Below are 23600 nucleotides of genomic sequence, written 5' to 3'. Positions count from 1 at the left end.
CAATATTCATAAAAATGTGTTTAAACATAATTAAAACAACTCAATTTAAAGTAGAAACACATAAATCAATAACCTCTATGAATACCTAACATTTCTGTAAATACAAAAAAGCGTGTTTTGTATACACAAAACACGCTTTTTAATTTGTATTTGCTATAAAAATGACGTTAGGGTTATTTTTTTATTATTGCATTGTGATACACATTTTGTACGTCATCACAGTCTTCAAGCATATTTATAAATTTATCGAAGTTAGCAATAACCTCTTCATCATCAATTTCAATATTAACTTGAGGGATAAAAGTAATTTCGTCTACCTCAAAGTTAATACCTTCAAATGCGTCTTCAAGAGCTGTTTTAGCCTTAAAGTATTCTGTAGGCGGTGCAAAAACAGAAATTTTTCCATCTTCAGCTTCTACGTCAGCAACGTCAACGTCGGCCATCATTAGCGCTTCTAAAACAACTTCATCGTCATCGCCTGCAAAGCCTAATACTGCATAATGATCAAACATATGGGCTACACAACCAGGCGTCCCTATTTTTGAATCAGTTTTAGTAAACGGTAAGCGCACATCTTTAATGGTTCTGTTGGGGTTATCAGTTAAGCAGTCAACAATCACCATACAATTACCCGGCCCGTAGCCTTCGTAGCGAGCAACCGAGTAATCCTCCCCTGCTCCACCGGCGGCTTTCTCTATTGCTTTTTCGATAACGTGCGCAGGAACTTGGTCTTTTTTAGCTTTTTCGATTAGACGACGCAAAGTTTGATTTACTTCAGGATCGGGTTCACCATTTTTAGCAGCAACGTAAATCTCTTTACCGTACTTTGAGTTTACTTTTGTTTTTGCATTAGCTGTTTTGATCATAGAACTTTGACGAACTACAAATGCTCTACCCATTTTGTGCCTCTAATAAATACATTACATTTTTTGTTATTTTACCAATTCAAAACGTATTGGGCTAGTAAACCTTAGTGAATGAGCGCCCATATTGTGAGAGGTAAATTTATTAAAACTAATATAGCGTCAATTTAACATAACTCGACTTTTTTGGAGTAGCTTTCAACTAAAGCAACCAAATCGTAAAAATCATGCAACACATAATCAGCTTGATCAGCATAAGGAGGCGTTTCATTGGGAGCATATAAGCAGGCACGCATATTAGCATTGTGTGCAGCTTGAATATCGTATAAGTAATCGCCTACGTACAATAGGTTATCTGCGCTAATATTCCAAAGCGTGGCAATAGCATTTAATGCACTTGGATCGGGTTTTGCTGGTGCGTCACTTCGTGTAAGTACTGTGCTGATAGGAAGCGGGTTATTTTTTAATTTAAGTGCAGCGGCTTTGTCAAAATTACGCGTCACTATTGCCATAGGAATATTTCGTTCATTTAATAGTGCAATAGCTTCACTTACACCTGGCAACAACGTGGCATGTTGCGCATCTAATAATTCGTGCTGGTGAACAATGTTCATTGCCTCTTCGCGCATATAAGGAGAAGGAAGTTGCGCAATAAAGTCGAGTAAATCTTCGTTATCGGGACAGCCAATTTGGGCTTTAATAAGTGAGAAGTCGAGTTCTGACGATACCAAAGTACCATCTAAATCAAAAATAACACCATGGATAGCCTCTACCTGAGTCGTCATACCAATCCTTGTTTGTGAAAATAATTAGTTGAGCTTTTTTCAAACATAAAAATACTCTGAGCTTACACCCTTAAATGGGAACAATTAATACTAATTATATTTAAATTAATAGTGCGAGGTGGTCAGTAACTTCACTGCAACTACCAATGAACAAAAGCTTAGCAGCTAGTTGTATGTTGCGCAAAACAAGGTAAATATAAACAACCCAATTTTTTACGTAACTTGGTATTTTACCGATCAATTATGAACGCACGTTAAATAGTGTAATAAAATACGCACTTAAATAAGCGCGTATTTTATATTAATAGTGAATTAGTTAGCCTCAAAGCGAGCTTCAAGCCAGGTATCATCCTGAGCAAAGTTTAGGGTTTTAACTTTACCTTTGCCTTCAACGTTCACCATATTTACTTGTGATGGCCATAAATCACGCAGCGCACCATTACTCATTTTTATCCCTTGAATTCCCTCTGGGATAGGCGCTTCTTGATAAACCCAAAAAAACTTACCATCAACCTGAGCGCCAACAAAGTTAAGCGGCACAACGTCACCATTTAATGTTTGCAAAGCCACATGTGACTCAACATATTTGGCAAAGCGTTGTTGATCAGTTTTATTGCTAATTATATCAATTTTACCTTCAAATAAGCTGCTAACGGCATGCTCAGTATCGTGTAAGTAAAACCGATGCATAAGCTCAACATTATGCGTTCTTTTGTTAAAAAGCACAGTCGTTACTGATGATTTTAATTGATGCGCCATACTTGGCGCAGCAATTAAAAAGCAAACAACAATAAGCAAAAAACGCATTATTGCTGTTCCTCTACTTCATCCTTTGCGTCTTTTTTCTCATCGCTTTTAAGCTCTGTTTTAATATCTTGCATGATATCGCGACTCACTTTAGCTTTACTCTTACTCTTTTTAAATACTTCAATACGTGAAGGAATAATGCGACGTGGGTAGTTATTGTTTTCTACATCAACGTCTGCAGTTTCCCAGCGTGGATCAACACTTACTGATACAAGCGGCTTATTTTTATCAGTAACTATAAGCTTTTGTACATTTTTATGATTACGACGCCAAATTTCAGCAGGAATGTAACGCTCTTCTTTAGTGCCATCTTCATACGTGAGCTCAAGTAAAATTGGCATCACCAAACCGCCTAAGTTTGAAAATTCCATCACGTAATAGTTTTGATCGTCACTTAAAGCACGGTCTAGCGTTTTACGCTCCCACGGCTCAAGCCCTTTTAAAAACTTGTTGTACGCGTTGCGCTCTTTATTCGTTACCGTGAAACGGTCATTTTCGTCATAAAAATCAGTAATATCAGGGTTTTTCTCAACCCATGTTTTTTTACCTTCTGCACGGTTACGCTCAACAAATAACGATGTTGGTTTGTCAGCTTCAATATCACGTAGGCGGCTGTAATCTATATCTGGATTTTTAGTATCTAAACGCAGTTGATACACTTTATCCAACGAGATATCTACATGGTCGGTAGTGTAAAACCAGCCGCGCCAAAACCAATCTAAATCAACACCTGACGCTTCTTCCATAGTACGGAAAAAATCAGCGGGGGTAGGGCGCTTGTATTTCCAGCGCTGTGCGTACTCTTTAAATGCAAAGTCGAATAAATCGCGGCCTAAAATCACTTCACGTAAAATATTAAGCGCGGCAGCAGGTTTAGTGTAAGCATTAGGGCCTAAGCGAAGTACGCTATCTGATTGCGTCATAATAGGCACCTGAACTTCAGATTTCATATACGAAACAATATCACGAGGCTCAACACCCCACGGAATAGTAGGATCCCATTCACGTCCGGCAACACCATCTAAAAAGCTATTTAAGCCTTCATCCATCCACGTCCACTGACGTTCATCAGAGTTAACGATCATTGGGAAGTAAATATGGCCAACTTCATGAATCACAACGCCAATCAAAAAGCGTTTTTCAGACTGAGAATAGGTGCGTGTACCGTCATCTTGTAATTTAGTACGCGGACCATTAAAAGTAATCATTGGGTATTCCATACCACCTACCGGACCATTTACCGATTGTGCAGTTGGGTAAGGGTAATCAAACGAATACTTTGAATACACTTCCATTGTGTGCACAACAGACTCAGTAGAATACTTTTTCCATAAGTCGCCACCCTCTTTAGGGAAGAAAGACATGGCCATAACAAGTGGTTGAACATCACCGCCTTGCTGATAGCCTTTTGCATCCCACATAAATTTACGTGAAGACGCCCATGCAAAATCACGAACATTATCGGCTTTAAATCGCCATGTTTTCGTTTTGTCGGTGCCTTCTTTTTCGTTTTCGAGTGCTTCTTCTTCGGTCACAATAAACACAGGTCGCTTAGCAGTTTCAGATTGCTTTAAACGTTTACGCTGCGTGCTTGTAAGTACCTTGCTTGGATTATCTAACCTACCCGTTGCCGATACAATGTGATCAGCGGGTACTGTAATTTCTACGTCGTAATCGCCAAATTCAAGCGTAAATTCACCTGAGCCTAAAAAGGCTTTATTCGTCCATGCTTCGTAATCTGTGTACGCCGCTAAACGCGGAAACCACTGGGCAAGTAAAAATATATCGTTGCCATCTTTTTCAAAATGCTCATAACCTGAACGTGCGCCAACAGCATCTTCTTCAACAATATTGAACGCAAAGTCCATGCTGAACTCAACTTCTTTACCTGGCTTTAACGGCTCATTCAAGTCAATACGCATTAATGTATCTACAATTGTTACACGTAGTGCTTTACCGTCTTCGTCTTTAACATTGCTTATTGCAAAGCCAAGCTCGTTGTCACTCATAAATTGCTGGCGACGCAACTGACCTAGGCTCAGTTTTGCAGGCTTTTGCGCAGGCAGGCTTTGTAACGTGCTTTTAAAGGTTTTAGTGGTTTCAGCAATTGAATCACTTTTAAAAATATTTTGGTCTAACTGTAACCATAAATATTTTAATGTATGCGGTGAGTTATTTTTATACTCAATGCTCTGGCTTGCACTAAGACGACGCTTTTTTTCATCTAACTTCACGTCAATATCGTAGTTAACTTTTTGCTGCCAGTAATTTTCACCTGGTTCACCCGCAGCACTGCGGTAAACATTTGGTGTCGGCAATGCTTCATCTAACTGACGAAACTTATCAACAAACGAGCCTTTTGTTTGTTCAACTGAAGACGCAATAGCACTACCCGACATTACCATTGGCAATAAAAGAGCACTAAGCGTAAGACTTATTTTTTTCATTGTTAGTCCTAAAATAATTTTGTGATCATACTGTGTCAAATGTAGCCGTTTTCTTCAATTAAATAGCGACCAAACACCCTATTTTTAGGGTGATATTCACTAAAGTTTTGTACGCACAAATAACAATAATTTGTTAGCTATTTTAATTCATTTAAAAATGTAAAGGGGGTTTACAAATTTTAAACCGACTAGAGCATTAAAACACTCACGTATTAGCCAACTTCAGGTCAAGTTCATCAAATGAGATTACAGTGGAGTTAAGTGAGATTTTAAAGGTCCACGCTATGAAATTCTATATTGTAAAAAAGGCAAACAAACTAGACGCAATTCCTGCTGAAAAAGAACTACTTGAGCGCTATAAAGCTGACCATTATTCTTATGTAGATATTGTGTCGGCCTGCAACAAAGAAGATGCCCTAAAACGGCTAACCACTGAACAAAAACACAGTAAAAAACAGCTCATAATTGGCGTAAATATTGCCGTGTTTTCACTAATTTTAATTATTTGTACGATAAATTGAAATTACCGTAGTTTTTGGTTGATCTTTGTAGTCATTTGTATTTAAAATCGCCCACCTTTTTATTTGATGCAAATAAATAACGACTATTTATCCTCAAATATTATCGATTACAAGTAAGAAATGCGGTGGGCTCATGGATTTTTATATCCTAAAAAAACAACAAGAACTAATTGCAATCCCAGCCAACGAAAATAGCTGTAAGCAGTACCTAGATTCAGGTTATTTTTACATTGATAAAGTAGCTGCTTGTAACGAAACGAACGCACTTAAAAGACTACAATCCAAACAAACTAAAACGTTAAAAAAACCTCTACTCATCGCATTGATTGCTTTGCCAGTAATTTTTGGCATTTGGTACAGCTTAAGCTAACTGTTTAGTTATACTGAGGCTTGCATCTTTAGCAGCCTTGGGTATATTGGCGCTCTTACTGGTTTTTAAGAGCGCGACATGAAAGTCCTTCATACCTCCGATTGGCACCTTGGCCAACAATTTTACGAACACGACCGCCGTGTTGAGCATCAAGCATTTTTTACCTGGTTACTTGCCACACTTGTTGAGCAGCAAATAGATTTGTTATTAGTTGCAGGCGATATTTATCATACGGCAACACCCAGTGCCAGCGCCGAAAACCAACTTTACCAGTTTATAAAAGACGCTAAAAAACATTGCCCACACATGCACGTGGTAATTATTGCTGGCAATCATGATTCTGCAAATCGTATTTTAGCGGCTCAGCCTTTACTTGCTCAATTTGATACCCACGTAGTAGGGCGTTTTGATGTATCAGCGCCTGGCGATATTATTATAGAAATAAATACTAATAATAAACGCGCTGTAATTGCTGCTATGCCTTTTTTGCGCTCAAGCGATGTCAGCTCACTAAGCCAGACAAAAAACGGCCCTAGCTATGCACAGGGCGTTGCAAATGCCTATAAGCTTGCCCTTGATCACGCCTATAGCATTAACGCGCAAAATTCGCCGCTAATTGTAATGGGGCACTTACACGCTAAAGGCGGCGACATATCAAGCGATTCAGAGCGCAACTTAGTGATAGGTGGTGAAGAGTCTATTTCAGCCAATGTGTTTGGCAATAAAGCCAACTATGTTGCTCTAGGCCATTTACACAAAGCGCAACAAGTTGCTAAAAACGAGGCTATTCGCTACAGCGGCACGCCTATTCCCATGTCGTTTTCAGAGCGTAACTATACGCACCAAGTTAATGTTATCGAATTTAAAAGCGATAAAAAACAGAGCATTAGCACAACTGTAAACCCCCTTTACATTCCGCGCTCAGCCGACGTTATTATTTTACCAAAAGGGGAGTGTGTGCCACTGAATGACTTATGTGAACAAATTAAAGCACTCGATACATCACAACATGCTATTGCCCCTTATTTACGCGTAAAGCTTAAATCAAGTGATACCGACACCACCTTCAGAGAACAAATAGAACAAGCATTAGAAGGTAAGCACGTAAAATTTTGCGGTATCGAACGCGTTCGTGAACAAACAGCCCAAACCGACAACGACACAGTATTTGAAGATTTAAGTGAAGTTGAAATGCTCAATCCGCTCAATTTATTAGAACAAGCCTTTGCAAATGATAAAGACATGGCAGGGCAGAACGTACCCGATGAACTAAAAGTGCTTTTAAACGATGTAATAAATGAACTGACGGAGCAAGAGCAACTATGAAAATAACCGCAGTACGCATTCATAACTTAGCATCAATAGTAGACGCCGAAATCGACTTTACTCAAGCCCCACTAAAAGATGCGGGCTTATTTGCCATAACCGGCGACACCGGCGCGGGTAAAAGTACCTTTTTAGATGCAATTTGTTTGGCGCTTTACACAAAAACGGCACGCCTAAAAGGCGATAAAGGTAACCTGATTGATTTTAATGGCGACAGCATCAAATTAAACGATGCGCGTAACTTATTACGCCGTGGAAAGTGGGAAGGCTTTGCTGAGGTTGACTTTGTAGGGCAAGACAAACAGCTTTACCGCGCTCGTTATTCTATACAGCGCACCCATAAAAAAGTAACCGGTAAATTAAAAGTCGCCGAGCACACGTTAGTTACCTTGCCCGATGAAACCCTCATAGCCGACAAAAGCCAAACCTTAAAACAAATAGAAAGTAAAATAGGTTTAAGCTTTGAGCAATTCTCGCGTGCGGTATTATTAGCGCAGCACGAATTTGCTGCATTTTTAAAAGCAACTGGCGATGAACGCGCGCAATTATTGGAGTGCCTAACAGGCACCGACAAATTTAGCCTAATTGGTAAGCGTATTTTTGAACGTAACAAAGAGTTAAAAGATAAGTTTGATTTACTACAAGCAAGCCTTTCAAGTTATACCTTATTGAGTGAAGACGAATTAGCAATAAAACACACCACACTTAATGAGCTAAAACAGCAAATAGAACACACTAAAAAAACGCTAATAAGCACAGAACAAAACCTAAATTGGTACAAGCAAGCAAGTGCACTTGAGCTAGCACTTGAAGAGGCAACAAAAAGTCAGCAGCATGCTACCAACGAGCTTACAAAAATTGCTCAACAGAGTGAGCAAGCAAAACAAGCACAAAGCGCACTTGAGATAAAAGATAACCGAAAACGACATGAGTATTTAACAGCGCAAAATAACACACTAAATGAACAAATAAGTGACTTAAAAACTATTGACCATGCAACGCTTATTGATGAGCAAGTAAAGGCACTTAAAACAAAACAAAGCGAATTAAAAACAGCGCAAGAGCAAAAGCAATCTGCTGAGCCAATTATTGCAAAAGCCCGCGAGCTCGACAACCAGCTTGCTATTCACACACAAAGCATTACTAGCCTTACTCAGCAAAGTGAAAAAGAGCAGCAACAACTTAGCGAATTACAAATACAGTTTAAACACAGCCAAACCGCGCTTGATGAAGCAACTAAGCTAAATACGCAGCATCAGCAATGGCTTACTGAACATACGCAGCTTAAACCGCTCGCGAATGATTGGAATTTTTACCAACACAGCTTTAATACGTATTTAAGTGCCAATGAGCAAATAAAGGCAACCGCTTCTCAAAGCAAACAACTGCTAGAAGAGCAAACTAAACACGCGACACAGTTAGCAGATCAAACTAAAAAAGTAGAGCTACAAGAACAACAACTTGCGCATGAGCAGAAAGATCTCAAACAACTAAGTGAGCAACTACGTCAATTCAATATTGAGCAATGCGATAGCAAACTTAAAAATATTGAATATTTAAATGATCAGCGCTTGCGCTACCAGCAGTTTAATCAAGAAATAAAACACAGCTCACAACAACAAGCGACGGTTGCAGCCAAACTTGTAAACAGTGAGCAAACGCAAACAACATTGCAACAAAGCTTAGCTTCATGCGAACAAGCACTTAAACACAGCGAATACGCATTAAACCAAGCACGCCTGCGTGCCAGCGAAAACGTAGAACATTTACGCACTCAGCTTATTCCAAACGAGCCATGTGTAGTGTGCGGGGCAAAAGAGCACCCGTATGCAAGCAGCCAAAGCCCGCAATTAATTAACTTAATAGCCGATTTTGAAGCAAGTTATAATCAGGCTAAACAGCTACACGATAGCGCTCAAACTAAGCTGCATCAGCATCAAACACAACATGCTATACTTGTCACTGAGCACGCCCAGCACAGTCAGGCCATACAAAGCGCACAGGCCAAACAGCTAGAAATTAAAACAACAATGCAAGGTACTCGCACAGAGCTTAACGATTTAACAGCGCAGCAGCTTGATGAAACCCACGCCCAGCTCAGCAACCAAAAGTCTCACTATTTTGAGTCGCAAAAACAGCAATCAGCCTTGCAAGAAAAGGTAAATCAGCAAACAAACGCCTTGAAAGCAGAGCAACAAACACAACAGCAATTGCATAATTTAAACAGTGAACTAACCAATAAACTAAGCCAAGTAAATACAAAGCACGCTGAGCTAACGTCGCAAATTAGCGATCTAACCACAACACTTAATGCACAATTTGAAAACAGCAACTTTTGGCAGCAGCTGCAAACTGGCTCGCTTAACCTAAATGATTTAAGCCAACAGGTTGAGCAGTATCAGCATACATATGCGCAACTTGAGCAAAGTCAAAAACAAATAGACACAGCCAATCAGCAAATACAGCAGCTTACGCCATTAATAACTAAAAGCGAAAGTGCACTTAAAACGCTAAAAGATGATTTAGACAATGCCCAAAAGCTAAAAAATACAACCCAAAGTGAGCGCCTTGCGTTGTTTAATAACGAGCAAATAAGCGTAAACGACTACCAAACAAGAATTAATGCCCAGCTTGAGCAATGCCAAGCTCAGTTAACTAACAGCCAGCAAACTTACGATAACGCTGTAAAAAAACGAGACGAGCATGCAATTGAGCTTAAAAACGCAGAGCTGCGTTTAGCCGAGCAAAGCACGGAGCTTAAAACACTTGAAGAGCGCTACAACGAATGGTTTAGCGACTTTAAAGCCCAGTACAGTGAGGCAACGCACGAGCAGATCACAATTTTACTAACGTTAAGCAGTGAGCAAATTAAAGCCCATTTAACCCAGTTTGAGCAGCTTTCAGCTGCACTTACTGATGCAAATGCAGCGCTTAAACAGCAACAAAGTGCGTATACAGATCACCAAAATACTAACAAGCCATCACAAAACCATATTGAACTCACCGAGCAATTAGCGGCATTAAATGCAAAGCAAACTGAGCAGCAAAACAGTTTACTTACCACCAATACTGCTATAGAACAGCACAACCAAAATGCCAAATCACTTGAGGGTAAGCAAGCTGAGCTAGCCACCCTTAAAAAGCGAGTGGAACAATGGCACTTACTTAATAAAGTACTAGGCGATGCAACCGGTAAAACCATGCGTAACTTAGCGCAAACACAAACACTAAAAATATTACTGCATTACGCTAATAGCCACTTAAAAACCCTTAATAAACGCTACGAGCTTACAGCCATTACGCAATCGCTCGATATTGCGATTATTGACCGCGACATGGCCGACGAACAACGCTCGGTTAATACACTCTCTGGCGGTGAATCGTTTTTAGTATCACTAGCACTGGCATTAGGGCTTGCATCCCTTTCGTCAAACAAAGTACAAATCAACTCTTTGTTTATTGACGAAGGGTTTGGTACGTTAGATAGCGAAACACTCAGCGTTGCTATGGACGCGCTCGATTCGTTGCAAGCACAGGGCCGCAAAGTAGGGGTTATATCGCATGTGAGCGAAATGAGCGAACGTGTAGCCACGCAAGTTCATGTAAGTAAGCAAAGTGGTGGATACTCCACTATTGAAGTTTTATAAGCTGATTAAAGGAGTTAAAAATGCCGACATTTACAGGCGAGCAAGCAACACATTACGATAGTCGCATTACCCGCTTAGTACCTGGTTATGAGCTATTACACCAACTTACCAATGCACAACTACTCGCTACGTTAGCAGACAACGCCCATATTTTAGTAGTAGGAGCCGGAACAGGTAAAGAAATACTCGCCCTTGCCGCGCTTAACCCTACTTGGCAATTTACCGCGCAAGATACCTCAAGTGATATGCTCGCAATTGCTAAACAAGCGTTTGAAGAGCACGGCATAGCAAAGCGCATTAACGTTATTGAAGGCGAGCTTGATAAACTATCTACTAAGGCCGATGCGGTGCTATGCCTACTCGTAATGCACTTTTTAAAAGACGACGGCACCAAAAAGCAGCTACTCAAAAACATTAAAGCTAATTTAAATAAAGGCGCAAACTTATTTATTAGCGATTTAATGAAACCCGAAACCGACTTTGAGCGCGAAGCACAAATTACTGTGTGTGCCGATTTAGGCTTAAGTGACGCAGGGCAAGCCTACACAGCTCAAAATTTAGAAAGTGAGTTTTACCCACTTGATAGAATGCGCTTAAGTGAATTACTTAACGAGTGCAAATACGGTATTCCTAAGCTTTATTTTAAAGCGCTTGGTTTTAGCGGATACGTTGTTAAATAGTCTTAACCTTAGCACCGTTCTGGCTTCAGTCGGTGTTTCCTTTGAACACATTCTTACATCTTCTAACAGGTACAAACAAAGCTCTCACAGTTTTATTACTAATTAGTGAATATGATTATACTCATTACCAACACAGAGAATAATCATGAAAAAAAGTTTAATTGCCCTTTTATTACTATCTGGCTGTGCCTCTCAGGGCGTTGATCGCGATGACCAAGGTCATATCATTAAGCATTACTATGCTACGGTCGAATCAATTGAAAAGGTAAAGCTGTCATCAGAAATCGGAACCGGAATCATGGTTGGTGCAGGCATTGGTTTAGCCGAGGATTTAGATGGTAACACCGAAGATATGATCAGCGGTGCAATTGCCGGAGCATTGATTGGCGGACTTTTTACGGCATTATTTGAAGGCGGTAACACAGCATACCAATACACACTTAACGATGTAGATAACGGCGAATTTAATGTAATTCAAAAGACAAAACTGCCGAAAAGTACTCGCTGTGTAAGAGTAAAAACAGGAAATAAAGTAAAGCTAGAAGCGGCTAATGACAGCTTATGCCTAAATATAAATAACACCAAAAGCTAATCTAGCTTCAAGGCTCGTATTATTAATTACTTACAAAATGTTGCAATTAAACAAACCCATTAAAATTACTTTTTGGTGTGCTTTGGTATAAGCTCTTTAGCAGTATTTTTATCCATCAAGGAAGCACTATGAAGTTTGAACAGTTATTAAATAATTTTGATATGGGCGTATGTGTTGAGCAACTTCAAAAAGAGTCGTTATTAGACCTCGCTTTACTTTTTGTCACTGTTGATGGTTCTATTGCTGACGAAGAGCTAAATGTAGTGAGTGCTTGGGCACAAAAAATTGAATGGAACTCAGCAATAGAAATAGACAATTACATAATAGAAATGACTAAAAAATGTGTTTCAGCGGTGCAAACAAACGAAATAGAGTCATTTATTCAACACCGTATGTCGCACATTATTGACCAACCAATGAGGGTGTTTGTTTTAGAGCTTCTTAAGCAAGTAATTGAAGCTGATGGCATAACCCACGAAAACGAACTTAAAGCATTGAAAATTGTTGAATCTATAGTGTAATTAAAAATATTAAAAGCTCGGTTTCTGAACGTTAAACAACCCAGAACCGGGGACTTTTAATGAAATTAAGTTTAACCAATCTCTTTAAGCGCAGATAGCGCCGCCTGTGCTTTATCTATTTGTACAAAAATATGGTCGTGATAAAACGCAGCCACTACATTGGCGCTAATATTATGCTCGGTTAATTTGGCCGATACCGCAGCGGTTAAGCCAACAGCCTCAAGGCTTGAATGCACATTAAGGGTGATTAAATTATATTTACCTTCGTAAGTAATACCGGCTTTATCGGCGGTATCTGCATTTAAAATAAGGGTTAGGCCTTCTTCTTCAACGTAACTAGCAAGCGGGTTTAAATGAGCGTACTCAGCAAGGTCGCCTGCTAAACAGCAAAATATATATTCACCCTGTTTAAGCTCGGGGTTCATTGATTTTAATAACGTATTTAGCTCTAAAATTCCCACCATGTTGACTCCTTACATTTTTAATTAGCTGTTTTAAGCTTAGCTACAAGCTCGCTTAATCGGGCTATTTTAATATTACTTAACTGCCTGTAATCAAAGTACGGGCACACAATAATGTTATTCGTTGTATCAATTGCAAACTCATCGTCTAGCCAATTAAATTGCGCATTAAGCTTACCTTGTTGTAATAAGTTTTTAGCATGGGTTCGCCCAGCAATAATATGCAGCTGGTTTTTATTAGTGCCGTTAATAATGGGGACACTAAATAGCAGCGCTGTTTTACTGTTTTTTTGCAGTAAAAATGTATCGCGATACGCTTGCCAGCTAGCGGCTTGTTTAGCAAAGCTATAATGCTCACTCGGTAGCGCAAACAACACTTTAGCGTATACGTTAAACACTTTACGCCAGCCATTACCACAGTGCTGGTTTATGGTATTTATTTGCTCGTTTATTACAGGCTCAACACTTTGTAGGGTTTCAAAGTAGGGCATAGGCGGCGCTTTTGCCACATAAACGGCTACGCTAAAGGCTTGCTCACCTAAGCCAATTAGTTGCTCACTCACACTAACTCGCCTTTTTTTGCGCTAAGATACGGTCTAGGTTATTGGCAAAGTTTTGGCGGTCGGTTTGGCTAAGCGGTGGTGGCCCGCCACTCATTTCTACGCCGCTTGAGCGCATGGTATCCATAAAATCGCGCACGTTTAATAACGAGCGAATATTCTCTGGCGTGTAAAGCTCACCGCGCGGATTAAGTGCTTGGCCACCGTTATCTATAACTTCACTGGCTAGGGGGATGTCGCCAGTAATAACTAAATCGCCTTTTTCTACACGCTTTACTATTTCGTCATCGGCCACATCAAACCCGCTCGAAACCTGTACGCGGCTTATAAATTTTGAAGGCGGAATGCGCATTGCATGGTTAGCCACTAAAATGGTTGGTGTTTGCGTGCGCTCAGCGGCTCTAAAAAGTATTTCTTTTATTACCACAGGGCATGCGTCGGCATCTACCCATATTTTCATGCTTAAATCTTTTAATTGCTCTAGTATTTAGCTGATCCTATAGCAATTTATTTTAATCGGCTAGCAAACTTTATTTGGTTAAAGCCGTACAAACTGCATCACATTTAAAAAGGAGCTTTCATGAAGGCCATTACGACTATTTTACTTATTACAGGGTTATTTTTACTCACTGCCTGCACAAGCGCACCTGAAGGAATTACCCCCGTTAAAAACTTTGACCTTGAGCAATACAAAGGTAAGTGGTACGAAATCGCCCGCCTAGATCACTCATTTGAAGAGGGCATGGAGCAAGTAACCGCAACTTACACAGTAAACGACGACGGCACAGTAAAAGTGCTCAACAAAGGTTTCATAACTAAAGAGCAAAAGTGGGATGAAGCAGAAGGCTTAGCAAAATTTGTAGAAGGGACTGACACAGGCCATTTTAAAGTCTCGTTTTTTGGCCCATTTTATGGTGCTTACGTAATTTTTGAATTAGACCAAGACGACTACCAATATGCGTTTATAACCAGTTACAACCGAGACTTTTTATGGTTTTTATCACGTACGCCTACCGTTAGTGATAAGCTTAAACAACATTTTATAGCTAAAGCAAACAAACTAGGCTTTGCCACAGAACAAATTATTTGGGTTAAACAGTAGGCTATTTAGCTATGTAAAGGGGCTTTACAATTGTAGTGCATATGATTGTTACAGCTGTAATAAAACGATCACCTTACTGTAAGGTAAGTTAAATATGTTCGGGCTATATTAGCTGCACTTGCAACGAGACATGCAAGTGTTGGACATACTGAATATCCCCCCTATTGTTGGCAAGCTTTATAGCTTGCCATTTTTTTGCCTAAAATTAATGGCTTTTTTTGGATCAGATTTTTACTAACTACAGTGAGTTTACTACTAATAATAGCCCTGATAAGCCAATCAGTAACATATTTAAAAAGCTAAATGGCTTAATCAACTTTTCTATAAAATTATAAAAAATCGTTATAATTAATACACTTAACCCCATAAAACCACAAAACAGTAAAGCTCCATATCCTTGCTGCGTAACAACACAGAACAATAAACTTAGTAAAATACTGATCCAAGCAACTATTAGCAGCAAATTACTTTGCAGCTTAGAGGGACGCGTTGTAAACACCGTTTTAAAGTGCGCTGGTTTTGCCAAAGCAAAACCATTAAAGGCAAACAAACAGAGGCTAAAGCTAAGTAAATCAATCATGCTTTTGCCTCTTTTTATTATTGGTTAGGTTATTAGCTGTTTTGTTAGATGCGCTAGAAGCAGTACGTAATTTTTCGGTTTGTACTAAAAACAGTATGCTAAACAGTAAAAATACCGCATCGAAAATAAACAAGGCCCATTGTTTATTAAGTAAGTAGCTCACTATATTACCCTGTGTGGTAAGCGCATTTATTGCCGGTACACTCAAACACGCGAGGGCATTTATGGCAGCCATTACACGCCATAGCAGCCTATCGCGCTTTAAAAGTGCCATAAGGGCAACCACTAACCATGCTAAAAAGAACGCTGTAACTTCTTTTTCACCACGCCCTGCTAAGGTCGGACTAAGTAATCTATTGGCAATAAAAAAGGCGCAAGTAGCCAGTGGTAAACCCATAATAGTGGCAAGGTTTAAACCTTCGACTAATTGTAAGCCAAATGAGTCTTTACCCTTATTACGCTCGCGTATGCGTTTAGCCCACATTATGCAGCCAGAGCCAATCATTACGCAGCCTGCAATACCGCCAAGTACGTATAACCAGCGCAGTAAAGGCGTAGCAAAGCGCCCTGTATGCATAGAGTTAAGTGACTCATAAAGTGCTTTACTACTGCTAAGTTCGTCATCAGTCTGTGCCACTAATTCGCCAGTAGCACCACTAAACAAAAGCCGCGGAGATTGATCGCGAAGCGCCTTTGCAGAGCTTACCAATACCGTTACTGTTGAAGCGGCCATATTCGGTTTACTAACCTGAACACGCGTAATATCTGCACTAGGCCACTTAGTATAAACTTGATCCAAAATAGTGTTTATAGGGAGCAATTCTGCACTGCCTTGGGCGTTATTAGTCACGTTATTGCTAGGTGTTACATCGTTAAAAAAGCCACGCATACCCTTGTCGTACGTCGTTAACGCAGGGTAGGGGAACAACATAAATATAAGCGTAATAATGCCTGTGTAGGTAATCATTAAATGAAACGGCAAGGCAAGTACCGAGCTTAAATTATGCGCATCTAACCAGCTACGAGTCCCTTTATTGCGCCTAAAAGTAAACATATCTTTAAATATGCGCTTATGAATAACCACGCCCGAAATTATTGCCAGCAGCATAAAAAAGCTGGCAAAACACACCACCCAACGCCCTGTTATGGCATCTAAATAATAAAGCTGATAGTGCAACCTATAAAAAAAGTTACCGCCTTTGGTTTCAACAAAAGCGGGCAGCGCTTGCATCGTGTTTGGGTTTAATTGGGTATTTACAAACTGGCTGCGGCGCTGTCCTGGCTCTTTAGGTTTTGCATAGCCATATACTAAATACGGTATTCGCTCTTCGGGCAAGGTAATACGCCAACTAGGGGAGTTTGCAGCGTGCTGATTTAAGTAATCAAAGCTCTTTATAATTTGCTGCCTTTGCGCGGCCACTCTGTCGGTTTGAGCTTGCACATTGTGAATAGCAGGTTGATTCCGAAGGTTTATTTCGTCTCTAAAAAAACTCGCTGTGCCTGCAAAAAATATTACATAAATAATCCAACAGGTAAGTAAGCCCACCCAGGTATGCAGCCAGGTCATCGACCTAAAAAAGCTGTCTTTCATAGCCAACCCTTCAGTAACGCCAATACAGCAACAAAAAAACCGGTACTTAGTAAAATACTGATCCATGCAGTTTTTAACGACTTAACCGAAAACGCATAAATAAACACAGCGGCGAAAATTAAAATACTGATAGACACACACAGTAATACGGCATCTTGCTTAGGAATGGGCAGCAGCACACTTAATAATGAAATACACGCTGAGGTAAACGCATAGCCACCCACTATGGCAATAATAAAACGCAAAAATACTAACACTCTATAGCTTTGGGCCACCTTTAAAAGCGCAGCTAGGTTAGTTTTTGTAAAAGGTGCTATGTGCAGAGGTGCCTGCATAGTTAACAAATCCCTTATTCAAATACGAGGATAAAAATAAGGGGTTATTATAAAGCTTACAAATACAAAAGATAGTGATTCTCATTTGTATATTGTAGATAATTTTACATTAGTGCCTAGCATTTTGGTAAAATACTGATCTCTGCCGTTTTAGGGTTATTGCTTAGCTAATAACGAAGGTTTACAGTGGTCAATACTGGCAAGCCAAAGAGTAAATTTAAAATGAGCAACCACGAAAAACTAAATTATGTAGAGTTACCCGCGTGCGATTTAACAGCCACAAAAAGCTTTTTTACTAACGTGTTTAACTGGCAATTTACCGACTACGGCCCAGAGTATACGGCGTTTAGCGGCCAAGGACTTGATGGTGGCTTTTTTAAAGCACCGCTTAAATCACTTACTCAACATGGAGCCGCACTGCTGGTGTTTTACAGTAACGACATTCACGCAACCTATAAAAAAGTAGCGCAATATGGCGGCAAAATAGTAAAACCTATTTTTGAGTTCCCCGGTGGTTGCCGCTTTCATTTTACCGAGCCTAGTGGTAACGAATTTGCCGTATGGTCAGAAAAACAATAAATATATCAAGTGATTAGTTGTTATTTTTAGATGAGATCACGATTTTACCAACTAATAACTAGTTTGAGTAAAATAAACCGATTTTTTACCAACTCATTAGGTCTAAATGGCCATTTAGAACAAAATTCAAGCATTTAAGGCCAAATTTATATGGTTCCCATCAATTTAATTGAGCAAGTTAGTAAATGCGTGATCTGTGAACCTCATTTACCGTTAGGTGCTCGCCCCGTTATACAATTTAATGCCAATGCGCGTATTTTAATTGCCGGCCAAGCACCGGGCATAAAAGTACACGAAACTGGCAAGCCCTTTAACGATGCTAGCGGAAACCGCCTACGCGAATGGCTTGGGCTAAGTGTTGATGAGTTTTATGATCCGCAAACAATAGCTATTTTACCTATGGGCTTTTGTTACCCTGGTAAAGGTAAGTCGGGCGACTTACCTCCGCGTAAAGAATGTGCACCCGCATGGAGAGCGCAATTACTGGCCGCTCTGCCAAATTTAGAACTGACAATAGTGCTCGGTAAATACGCGCAGGCTTATCATTTACCGCATACTAAAAACAGGCCCTTAACCGAGTTAGTAAAATCGTGGCGTGAGTATTGGCCGGAGCATTTGGTGCTACCACACCCAAGTCCACGCAATAATATTTGGCTTAAAAAAAATCCATGGTTTGCACAAGATGTACTGCCAGAACTTGCTGAACGCGTTGCTGCAATATTGAATAAAAAACCATAATGAACAGCTATAAATCAAACGGTTACATGCTTGTAAAGGGGCTTTACAGCACCGAAGAGCTAAGTAAAATTAAGCCAGCAATTAATGCATTTTATACAAAGTGGAAGACTAATAACCGTGAGCTTTATAAATCCCGTGCCATTAATAGTTCAGGCATAACAAATAGTGAGTATTTAACAGCGCAGCAAAATGAGTTTTTATTTAATTTAATTGCTGGTGATAAATTAATTAAGTGTGTAAAGCAGGCGATTAGTGAGCCACTGTTTTTAAATACTCAGTTATTTTTTAATCCCGTTAATGTTACACAAAAAAATTATTGGCATCGCGATATGCAATACCATTTAAATGTGCAAGAGCAACAAGCTGCGTTAAACGGGCCCGACGTAGTGCACTGCCGGTTAGCCCTTGAAGACGAACCAGGTATAGAGCTTGTGCCCCACTCGCATAAAAATTGGGATACACCAGAGGAGCTAAATGTACGTCTTGCAAAAAATAATAAGCTGCCAAGCGATAACCTAACTACAGGCAAAGTTATTAAACTTAATGCGGGTGACTTACTGTTGTTTTCAGCCAATATGATTCACCGAGGCTTATACGGCAAAAACCGTTTAGCACTGGATGTTATTTTTTGCGAAAATGCACCACAGCTTACTGCCTTTATCAAAAAGGCAAACACTCCAAGCTCGGCAATCGCAAATAAAACCGCTAATCCACAAGTATTTTTTAACCCACTTTAAACCCGCTATAACCCATTTAACACAACACTTTTTCGCTTAACTATAAATATTACTAATAGTGCTGAATAAATAAACATCACTGTTATTTATTTTAAGAGTCGTCAGTATGAAATAGACGCAAAATTATCCAATAAAAATAACCTCTATAATGGAGTTGCAGCTATGACAACTGAACACACACAATCACACACACGTTTAAAACCTGCTTTTTTAAAACAAAAAACACTTACTTTATTTACGCTCAGCGCATTAAGCGTGGGTATGGCACAAGCTGGCGAGCAAAAAATAAATAAAAGTGAGCTTGAAACCATTACCGTCACCTCGCAAAAGCGGGTGCAATCGCTACAAGATATTCCTACCTCTATTCAAGCGCTTTCTGGCGATTACCTCGAGCAAAACAGTGTTGACGATTTACTCGCCCTAAGCGAAAACCTACCTAACGTGCATATAACCGAAACCTCAAGCAGTAAACGTATTTTTGTACGCGGTATAGGCTCGGGTACTAACTCAGGCTTTGAGCAATCGGTTGCTATGTATAAAGATGGCGTGTATTTAGGGCGCGGGCATCAGGCTAAATTTCCATTTTTAGATATGCAGCGCCTTGAACTTATAAAAGGCCCGCAGTCGGTTATGTTTGGGAAAAACGCCACAGCAGGTGCCTTTAGTATGATCTCAAATTCGCCAACCGATGCACTTGAAGGCACCGTATCGGCAGAGTTTGGCTCTGATAACGAAAAGCGCTTTACAGGCGTTATAAATATTCCTATTAACGATGATTTAGCCATACGTATTGCCGCGTTTGACCACTCTGTTGATGGCTTTTTATATAACCAAGCGCGCAAAAGCGACGAGCAATCTAACGACTCATCAGGTGCGCGTTTATCAATAGATTGGCAAATAAACGATGATATAAATACATTATTTAAATGGGAACACGGTGAGTTTGAGTCGTACGGTTCACGCTATCAATACATTATCGATACTCCCAACCGCGACTTACAAATAGCAAGCGATCCAACAAACCCGGGAAACGTGGGCTATCGCTCACTTTTACTAAGCGACAACTCAGGCCTTGATTACACAAGTACGGTATCGGGCGATGGGCACCCAGGCGGGCTTAATGAGCAAAGTAAAACCACGCTTGATAACGCATCACTTAAATTAACCTATAACCATGGCGAATACGAATTTACCTCTGTAACCACGTATAGCGAGTATGATTGGGACTCAACTTTTGATGCCGACTTTTCAGAAGTCCCGCTTATAAAACAAGACTACTTAGAAACCTATAACCAGTTTACGCAAGAATTCAGAGTAAGCTCGCCAACAGGGCGCACGCTTGAATACGTAGCGGGCATTTTTTACATGAGCAGCGAGCTTGAACACCCAAACGATATTTTATTTGGTGCATCGTTACTTATTCCTGATTTAGTAGGTACATCATTGGGCGTAAATGCCCTGTTTGATCAAGGCCAACAAAGCTACTCCGCATTTACCGCCCTTACTTGGAATGTAAACGCGCAATGGCGCGCTAATTTTGGCCTGCGTTATCAAAAAGAAGAAAAAGAAGTGAGCAGCGTACAAAGTGTGTATAGCGTATTTGAGCCCAACACACCGCAAGCCGTACAACAATTTGCCAATGCCGCTGCGCCCACTATTGCAGGGCAGCTTTCGGGCGCGGGGGTACATGACCTTAACGCTAAGCGTGATGAATCGCACTTATCACCCAATATTAGTGTGCAGTATTTAGGGTTTAACAACACCATGTTATTTGCAAGCGCTGGCATAGGCTACAAAGCCGGTGGTTTTGATGGCTCTGGCTTAAATGGCTCGCAAGGTAATACGGTTGATGAAAATTCAGGCTTTGAGTTTGACGACGAAAAAGCCACTAATTTTGAATTTGGTATTAAAGCCGAGCCAATTAAAAATACTCTACAAGTAAACGCTACACTGTTTTACACCCTGTACGATGACCTACAAGTATCTGAATTTAATGGTAATGCATTTGTAGTTAAAAATGCTGCCGAAACCAAAGTAAAAGGGATTGAGCTCGATTCGCGCTGGGCAATAAATCAAAGTTGGCAGCTCTCGGCAAACCTTGCGGTGCTTGATTTTGAATACGAGCAATACGCCAGTGCCTCGCCAACAGTTATGCAAAGCGAACTACTTGGCCAAGCATTCCAAGATTTAACCGGGCAAACGGGCGCGTTTGCTCCCGACTACTCAGGCAATATAGCAATTGATTACAATACCAAGGTATTTTCAAATCTTACTTTAAGTAGCAATTTAGCACTTAACTTTAGTGACGATTACTTTTTAGAGCAAGATCTTGACCCAATAGCCAAGCAAAGCGCTTTTGAAAAGCTAAATTTACGCATAGAACTAGGCAGCAGTGAAGGAGATTGGTCGGTGTCGTTATTAGCTAAAAACCTAACCGATAAGCAAACTTTTTCACAGGCCAACGATGTGCCAGTAATTAGCTACGCACACCGTTTTTTATCAGAGCGTGGGCGCAGTTATCACGCACAATTTAATTATCGCTTTTAAGTTTGTCAGCAGGGATAAGTTGCTGGGCTAAACCTAGCAGCTTTTCTCGCATCCAACTATTTACTAAATCGTCATCGGCTTGTTCGTGCCAATACATGTGCACTGGCATTAACGGCACATCAAACGGCAAGCTAGTAACATGCACGGGCATTTGCTCTTTTAGTACCTGCGCGTACGCGTTTGGCATGGTCATTATCATGTCGCTTTGGCTAATCACTTTAGTCGCCGCAAAATAATGTTCACATTTAAGCACTACATTACGGGCAAGTGCATGCTTTGCCAGCGCCATATCAATAATATCTACCTGCGCACCTTTTAACGACACCAACGCGTGCGATGCCTTTGCGTAATTTTGTACGGTTAAGTCATTTAATATGGGATGATCGTGCCTACAAATTAGCGAAAAATGTTCATTACAAATAAAGGTATTTTTTATGTGGTTGCTCGTTGGGGTAAGCACATCAATGACTATATCTAGCTCTTGGTTTTCGAGTGATTTTTCCATATCAACATGCGAAACCTGTCGGCTGTTAATTGTAATATTAGGGGTGTTTGTAAGTAGGTCGCTCATTAGTGGCGGAAAAAATATCGATTCTAAAATATCTCTAAAGCCAAATTTAATTTCGCGCTTAAAGGCGGCTATATCAAAAAGCCGCTCGTTGTTCATGGTTGCCTCTAATGCCTGCACCGACTCAATCACTTGGGCTATTATTTTTTGGCAAAAAGGCGAGGGCACCATACGCCGACCATGGCGAATAAATAAGGGGTCGTCAAACTTATCTCTTAGGCGCGAAAGCGCATGGCTAACTGCTGGTTGCGTTAAATGCAGCTTATCTGCAGCACTGGTAATGCTCCCCTCTTGGTATACCGTTTTAAGTATTACAAACAGGTTTAAATCTATCTTTCCATGCATAGCATTTATGTTTAACCATTAATTAACATCACTTCTATTTATCTTAAGCGAGACTAAACTAAAGTCAATAGACTTTAATTTAGGATTATTATGAGCAATACACTAGAGCAGCAAGCCGCAAAAATGACTATAGGCAGCGATAAATTTAAACTTATTATGCCGCCTAAATTTAACACCCTAAACGAGCAACGCACCTACGAAAAACAACGCCTAGCATCGGGCTTTAGAGTATTTGCTATGTACGGTTTTGATGAAGGGCTTGCGGGGCACATAACACTTCGCGACTGCATAGAGCCCGATACATTTTGGGTAAACCCCGTAGGTATGCACTTTGCGCATATTAAAGCGTCAGATCTTATTCGGGTTGATCATAAAGGTAATATTATTGAAGGCAGCACACCGATTAATAATGCGGCGTTTGCTATTCATTCACGCATACATATGGCGCGCCCCGACGTAAACGCAGTAGCCCATGCGCATACACGTTATGGCCGTGCGTTTTCGGCATTAGGTGAGTTACTTAAACCAATTTCGCAAGATGCTTGCGTATTTTACGAAAACCACAGTGTATTTGATGTATTTAGCGGCGTAGTAGCCGACAGCGAAGAGGGCGACATGATAGCTAAATCGCTGGCTGATCACTGCGCTGTTATTTTGCAAAACCATGGTTTACTTACCGCTGGTTCGTCGGTTGATGCCGCAGTTGCCAACTTTGTATTGCTAGATAGCTGCTGCCAAAGCCAGTTATTAGCACAAGCCGCAGGCGAGCCTAAGCTTATCTCACACGAGGTAGCACTACATACAAAACAAGCCAATGGCTCAGAGCTGGTTACATGGGGGAACTTTCAGCCGATGTATCAGGTAGTTGCTGCACAAGATAACAGTTTTTTAGATTAAA

At 40.3% G+C, this 23600-nt stretch carries 24 protein-coding genes; 13 read left to right on the top strand and 11 right to left on the bottom strand.

Features of this window, described 5'->3' with window-relative positions; all coding sequences use genetic code 11:
• Nucleotides 1–173: 173 nt before the first annotated feature.
• The 4 genes from ATS72_RS16820 to ATS72_RS16805 form a co-directional block, all read right to left on the bottom strand.
• Nucleotides 174–899, bottom strand: coding sequence for a YebC/PmpR family DNA-binding transcriptional regulator (locus ATS72_RS16820; RefSeq protein ID WP_008132889.1), 726 nt, complete (start codon nucleotides 897–899; stop codon nucleotides 174–176).
• Nucleotides 900–1030: 131 nt separating this feature from the next.
• Nucleotides 1031–1648, bottom strand: coding sequence for an HAD family hydrolase (locus ATS72_RS16815; RefSeq protein ID WP_006793307.1), 618 nt, complete (start codon nucleotides 1646–1648; stop codon nucleotides 1031–1033).
• A 312-nt stretch (nucleotides 1649–1960) separates the two neighbouring features.
• A complete protein-coding gene (locus ATS72_RS16810; RefSeq protein ID WP_058429344.1) occupies nucleotides 1961–2455 on the bottom strand; it encodes a DUF6702 family protein in 495 nt (164 codons plus the stop codon).
• The gene (locus ATS72_RS16805; RefSeq protein WP_058429343.1) at nucleotides 2455–4902 is read right to left on the bottom strand and encodes a M1 family metallopeptidase; all 2448 of its coding nucleotides are present in this window, start codon (nucleotides 4900–4902) and stop codon (nucleotides 2455–2457) included. Before ATS72_RS16805 ends, ATS72_RS16810 begins: the two co-directional genes overlap by 1 nt.
• Before the next feature lie 284 nt (nucleotides 4903–5186).
• Here ATS72_RS16805 and ATS72_RS16800 point away from each other — a divergent pair, with 284 nt between their 5' ends.
• The 7 genes from ATS72_RS16800 (at nucleotide 5187) to ATS72_RS16770 (ending at nucleotide 12559) form a co-directional block, all read left to right on the top strand.
• Complete coding sequence (locus ATS72_RS16800; protein ID WP_039037299.1) at nucleotides 5187–5423, top strand: hypothetical protein; 237 nt, start codon at nucleotides 5187–5189, stop codon at nucleotides 5421–5423.
• A gap of 133 nt (nucleotides 5424–5556) precedes the next feature.
• Nucleotides 5557–5793: a hypothetical protein gene (locus ATS72_RS16795; protein ID WP_006793303.1), complete on the top strand. Its 237-nt coding sequence runs from the start codon at nucleotides 5557–5559 to the stop codon at nucleotides 5791–5793.
• A gap of 78 nt (nucleotides 5794–5871) precedes the next feature.
• Nucleotides 5872–7119 (top strand): exonuclease SbcCD subunit D C-terminal domain-containing protein, encoded by a 1248-nt coding sequence (locus ATS72_RS16790; RefSeq protein ID WP_058429342.1) that lies wholly within the window; start codon nucleotides 5872–5874, stop codon nucleotides 7117–7119.
• Nucleotides 7116–10766 (top strand): AAA family ATPase, encoded by a 3651-nt coding sequence (locus ATS72_RS16785; RefSeq protein ID WP_058429341.1) that lies wholly within the window; start codon nucleotides 7116–7118, stop codon nucleotides 10764–10766. The genes ATS72_RS16790 and ATS72_RS16785 overlap by 4 nt, the downstream gene beginning before the upstream one ends.
• A 20-nt stretch (nucleotides 10767–10786) precedes the next feature.
• Nucleotides 10787–11446, top strand: a complete 660-nt coding sequence (locus tag ATS72_RS16780; protein ID WP_058429340.1) for a class I SAM-dependent methyltransferase — start codon at nucleotides 10787–10789, stop codon at nucleotides 11444–11446.
• Nucleotides 11447–11591: 145 nt separating this feature from the next.
• Nucleotides 11592–12038 (top strand): hypothetical protein, encoded by a 447-nt coding sequence (locus ATS72_RS16775; protein WP_058429339.1) that lies wholly within the window; start codon nucleotides 11592–11594, stop codon nucleotides 12036–12038.
• Nucleotides 12039–12166: 128 nt separating this feature from the next.
• A complete protein-coding gene (locus ATS72_RS16770) occupies nucleotides 12167–12559 on the top strand; it encodes a hypothetical protein (RefSeq protein WP_006793298.1) in 393 nt (130 codons plus the stop codon).
• A gap of 71 nt (nucleotides 12560–12630) precedes the next feature.
• On the opposite strand, the gene ATS72_RS16765 is transcribed toward ATS72_RS16770, so the two are convergent.
• The 3 genes from ATS72_RS16765 to ATS72_RS16755 are packed head-to-tail and all read right to left on the bottom strand — an operon-like array spanning nucleotide 12631 to nucleotide 14040.
• Nucleotides 12631–13023: an ACT domain-containing protein gene (locus tag ATS72_RS16765; protein ID WP_058429338.1), complete on the bottom strand. Its 393-nt coding sequence runs from the start codon at nucleotides 13021–13023 to the stop codon at nucleotides 12631–12633.
• A gap of 17 nt (nucleotides 13024–13040) precedes the next feature.
• On the bottom strand, nucleotides 13041–13583 hold the full coding sequence (locus ATS72_RS16760; protein ID WP_058429337.1) for a DUF6942 family protein: 543 nt from the start codon (nucleotides 13581–13583) through the stop codon (nucleotides 13041–13043).
• A 1-nt stretch (nucleotide 13584) separates the two neighbouring features.
• Nucleotides 13585–14040: a YaiI/YqxD family protein gene (locus ATS72_RS16755; RefSeq protein WP_004588273.1), complete on the bottom strand. Its 456-nt coding sequence runs from the start codon at nucleotides 14038–14040 to the stop codon at nucleotides 13585–13587.
• Between the two features lie 120 nt (nucleotides 14041–14160).
• Here ATS72_RS16755 and ATS72_RS16750 point away from each other — a divergent pair, with 120 nt between their 5' ends.
• Nucleotides 14161–14682: a lipocalin family protein gene (locus ATS72_RS16750; protein WP_006793295.1), complete on the top strand. Its 522-nt coding sequence runs from the start codon at nucleotides 14161–14163 to the stop codon at nucleotides 14680–14682.
• Between the two features lie 238 nt (nucleotides 14683–14920).
• On the opposite strand, the gene ATS72_RS16745 is transcribed toward ATS72_RS16750, so the two are convergent.
• The 3 genes from ATS72_RS16745 to ATS72_RS16735 are packed head-to-tail and all read right to left on the bottom strand — an operon-like array spanning nucleotide 14921 to nucleotide 17188.
• Nucleotides 14921–15262 (bottom strand): DUF3325 domain-containing protein, encoded by a 342-nt coding sequence (locus tag ATS72_RS16745; protein ID WP_058429336.1) that lies wholly within the window; start codon nucleotides 15260–15262, stop codon nucleotides 14921–14923.
• Nucleotides 15255–16853 (bottom strand): PepSY-associated TM helix domain-containing protein, encoded by a 1599-nt coding sequence (locus tag ATS72_RS16740; RefSeq protein WP_058429335.1) that lies wholly within the window; start codon nucleotides 16851–16853, stop codon nucleotides 15255–15257. Before ATS72_RS16740 ends, ATS72_RS16745 begins: the two co-directional genes overlap by 8 nt.
• Nucleotides 16850–17188, bottom strand: a complete 339-nt coding sequence (locus ATS72_RS16735; RefSeq protein WP_058429334.1) for a hypothetical protein — start codon at nucleotides 17186–17188, stop codon at nucleotides 16850–16852. Before ATS72_RS16735 ends, ATS72_RS16740 begins: the two co-directional genes overlap by 4 nt.
• Nucleotides 17189–17410: 222 nt before the next feature.
• Between ATS72_RS16735 and ATS72_RS16730 the strand changes: the two genes are divergently transcribed.
• The 4 genes from ATS72_RS16730 (at nucleotide 17411) to ATS72_RS16715 (ending at nucleotide 21789) form a co-directional block, all read left to right on the top strand.
• Nucleotides 17411–17767, top strand: coding sequence for a VOC family protein (locus ATS72_RS16730; protein ID WP_058429424.1), 357 nt, complete (start codon nucleotides 17411–17413; stop codon nucleotides 17765–17767).
• A 150-nt stretch (nucleotides 17768–17917) separates the two neighbouring features.
• A complete protein-coding gene (locus ATS72_RS16725) occupies nucleotides 17918–18505 on the top strand; it encodes a uracil-DNA glycosylase family protein (RefSeq protein ID WP_058429333.1) in 588 nt (195 codons plus the stop codon).
• On the top strand, nucleotides 18505–19242 hold the full coding sequence (locus ATS72_RS16720) for a phytanoyl-CoA dioxygenase family protein (RefSeq protein ID WP_058429332.1): 738 nt from the start codon (nucleotides 18505–18507) through the stop codon (nucleotides 19240–19242). Before ATS72_RS16725 ends, ATS72_RS16720 begins: the two co-directional genes overlap by 1 nt.
• Nucleotides 19243–19404: 162 nt before the next feature.
• Nucleotides 19405–21789, top strand: a complete 2385-nt coding sequence (locus tag ATS72_RS16715; protein ID WP_058429331.1) for a TonB-dependent receptor — start codon at nucleotides 19405–19407, stop codon at nucleotides 21787–21789.
• Here the strand turns inward: ATS72_RS16715 and ATS72_RS16710 are convergent.
• Nucleotides 21773–22702, bottom strand: a complete 930-nt coding sequence (locus tag ATS72_RS16710) for a LysR family transcriptional regulator (RefSeq protein ID WP_058429330.1) — start codon at nucleotides 22700–22702, stop codon at nucleotides 21773–21775. The two genes, ATS72_RS16715 and ATS72_RS16710, sit on opposite strands and share 17 nt — an antisense overlap.
• Nucleotides 22703–22792: 90 nt before the next feature.
• Between ATS72_RS16710 and ATS72_RS16705 the strand changes: the two genes are divergently transcribed.
• Nucleotides 22793–23599 (top strand): class II aldolase/adducin family protein, encoded by an 807-nt coding sequence (locus ATS72_RS16705; protein WP_058429329.1) that lies wholly within the window; start codon nucleotides 22793–22795, stop codon nucleotides 23597–23599.
• Nucleotide 23600: the final 1 nt, after the last annotated feature.

Origin of the sequence: Pseudoalteromonas sp. 13-15, assembly GCF_001468205.2 — a bacterium.
Taxonomy (GTDB): domain Bacteria; phylum Pseudomonadota; class Gammaproteobacteria; order Enterobacterales; family Alteromonadaceae; genus Pseudoalteromonas; species Pseudoalteromonas marina.
Note: the sequence above shows the minus strand (reverse complement) of the source record. Positions and strands in the feature narration are given on the sequence as shown.